Annotated in this window: 2 protein-coding genes; both read left to right on the forward strand. The window is 36.6% G+C overall.

Annotation, left to right across the window (positions count from 1 at the left end; genetic code table 11):
* Positions 1-1,369 precede the first annotated feature (1,369 nt).
* On the forward strand, positions 1,370-1,621 hold the full coding sequence (locus AC3WQH_RS25315) for a hypothetical protein (protein ID WP_007787503.1): 252 nt from the start codon (positions 1,370-1,372) through the stop codon (positions 1,619-1,621).
* A 413-nt stretch (positions 1,622-2,034) separates the two neighbouring features.
* Positions 2,035-2,565 (forward strand): hypothetical protein, encoded by a 531-nt coding sequence (locus AC3WQH_RS25320; protein ID WP_007787505.1) that lies wholly within the window; start codon positions 2,035-2,037, stop codon positions 2,563-2,565.
* The last annotated feature ends 445 nt before the right edge of the window (positions 2,566-3,010 follow it).

The following is a 3,010-nucleotide window of genomic DNA, read 5'->3' on the forward strand; positions in this document are numbered from 1 at the left end:
TAAAAGTGGCATTTCCCACTTTACGTACCATTAAACTTCATTTTTTAAACGAAAACCTAATTTTGCAAAAGGCTCAATTAAATGACGATAGGAACAATTTGGTAAGAAAAAAGTGATCGTATTGTATACTCCTGTTCTAATGAAGAGGAGCATGAAGTATGGAAGTAATTATTGGGAGCAATTCGGCCCGAAAATAGGACGAAACGTCCGGCTTTTTAGTGATCTTGAACACGACCACTGGATTCTTGTAGAAACAAACTCCGATATTGTGGACTTTTGTGAGCAACCACTAGAAACTTCTGTACTGGTAGATGGTTCACATGTCAAATCTGTTCCGGATATGTGGGTTCGCTACAAGAATGGCAACGAGTGTGTTCGGCAATCGAAAAGTGCCGAATTTTGCTGCGATAATTTTTATCAATATGCAGCAATAAGTAGCTTTTATGCATGGGTTTGACATGGAGCCTCTATGGGTATGATTTGTTACGAAGGGCGCTACCAAAGGATTCGTAACGGCTGACAAGCCTATCATACCCACCTCTCCATGTCAAACCCAGTTACTTTAACATGCATAAGTAATTGCTGCAAAATTAAGCACTTTTACTATGCAATTTACAAACGAGTCATTTTTTGAGGTTAAGTATGAGAAGTAACTCTATGGGACAAGCTCCAAGTACCTTCGAACGAAACGTCAGATCGAGGCACAAAAATTGTGGTGCGAATTGAATGGATATCATCACAAAGTGATAACAGATCGTACTGTCCGTGGTAATGCTGTGTTTCTCTCCAATATGAAACAAATGGTTTCCTATCTACAACCAAAGAGAAACCTGACAGAAATCGATGATCTCTACTTGTTTAGTATTATTGGAGCGAACCGTATCTCAGTTCAGGATATCTATCGTTGTCTTCAGCATTTAGGAAAATCAAGAATCAATGAGACCTTGTTTCGGTTGATTTATGAAAACCAAATACACGCTGATCTAAGTTCTACTCCTTTTGATTTGGATACGGAAGTGTGGCCGTATGTCCAGAAGGAAAATCACTGAAAGTGACCTCATCGCTTCTTCCAACAAAAATCTGTGTAATTGGCCCACCGTAAACCCAGATGCATTACAAGGTGAAGCAAAAGAACTGCTTCTAAAGAGGAAGACAGCCGTCGAACTATACATGAATGAGTAATGAAAAGATATGCAACAGATTGAGGCTTTAACTGGTATAGAAAGAACGCAGATCTGGCGGCTGGTAAAACGATGTCTCACCGAAGATGGTCAGGGGGGAGGAAGTGAATAACGTACTTACAAATGAAACTCTCACCATAAGGGAACGTATACAGAAAAATAGAAGAATCGTTAGGAGGTATTAACAAATGAAAACTTTTGCATTCGAAAAGGAATTATCTGTTCAGCATCAGAAAGTCATTTCATCATTACCGGAACTTATTAAAAGAGCAAAAAATGAAAAAAACCCTGAATTTCCAATCGCGGATAACGATATGATAATAGCCGTTGCTGCAATAAATGCTAGTTTAAGTGCTTTCATAAATGTTTTAAACAGCTATGACAGGCATATAAAAGAAAAGTTATTAGAATTAGAAACCCAAATTAATAAACAAGAATAATCTTGCTTAAGACACAACCTATAAACTATTTCTACTCGCTCAATATTGTCAAAATAATCATAGACCAGTCCTAACACTTTCAGTGTTTTGGGGCTGGTTTTTATTATCGAGAGTTATCTACACGGTTAAAATATTTCTCAGATTGTTATAGGTTAAAAGTGTGATCAGTAGAATTATCAGTTGCCTGTGCGCCAAGAATAATTTAGTATCGGAGGTCGAATCATGGCATAATATACCATTTATGGAAATAGGAAAATAATAATTGAACTATCGATTTAGAAGTTTTAGTTAATCCATAAATATGTGGGTCTATATACTTATTTCCAATTTAAACCGAAATTTTCCGTTTACATCCAATTTAGGTTGATATATTTTACATATGTAAGTTATTACAAGAAAAGGGAGAGAAACAAATGAAAAAGCAAATTCTTGGATTTATCCCCTGCCTCGCATTAGTAGCATCCCTAGGAGTCCCGGTTTCGTTTGCGACGGAATCAAACAAGGACATTGTCGACATCAGTATTGCTGAAGCTGTTGAAACAATCAATGTTGATGAACTTCCTAGTCAAGTTGAGTTTGGACGAGCACCTTCTGAGAATGATGGGGCAGTTTCTACGCTAAGCTTCGATACAATGGCCACTGCAGCAACTAACTATGGATCTGTAAAGGTTGACAATTTAATTTACAACTATTACTCGGAGGGAACTACAGATCCAGACAGTGTACTGTATTCAGTGACAGCACTTACATCAATTTTCAAATACGAAGGGGGGAAATGGGTAGAAAAGGATGCTGGAAAGAAAGATTTTAGAATTGGGCAAACTGCTAAATCTAACGCAGATGCCTTTGATGGATTAGCTCAAACATATCGTGGCGTTTCTCAGCACTCTGTTGCATATGCAGGTGAAGTTTTTCTTGTATACACCATGGATGACCAACTATAACATAACTAATAGCTAGGAAAAATATATCAGAGAGAAATTCCTCTCTCTGATATATTTATTGAATGTCGATAGTGCGTCAACTCAACGCAAATTGCGGTTGAAATCTGACGTTTTATTTTTTAACACTGGATGGGCATTATTTTACATACTACGATCGACTTATAAGTGTTTAAGAAAACATTCAATAAACAAGGGAGAGAATAATGATTACTAATGTAAAAACTAGACTAGCCATGTTGATTGTTCTTATGTGTGTTTTGTGTATTTCCTGTAACCAAAAAACAGATCAAGTATTGCATTTAGAAAAAAGTGCATTAAAGGAAATACAAAATATACCTAATAAACTCACTGAGAATTACAACTTTATGTTTAGGACGTGTCTGAAAACTAAAGAAAATGTGGTATGATTTAGGAAAAACGAATGGAGCAACGAGCATGATTCAAA

The organism is Brevibacillus sp. FW301-21C12A (assembly GCF_058788915.1).

What these genes read in the sequence shown, in the direction of transcription:
- AC3WQH_RS25315 (WP_007787503.1), top strand. Translation starts at nt 1,370, where the DNA reads ATGAAAACTTTTGCATTCGAAAAGGAATTATCTGTTCAGCATCAGAAA.
- AC3WQH_RS25320 (WP_007787505.1), top strand. Translation starts at nt 2,035, where the DNA reads ATGAAAAAGCAAATTCTTGGATTTATCCCCTGCCTCGCATTAGTAGCA.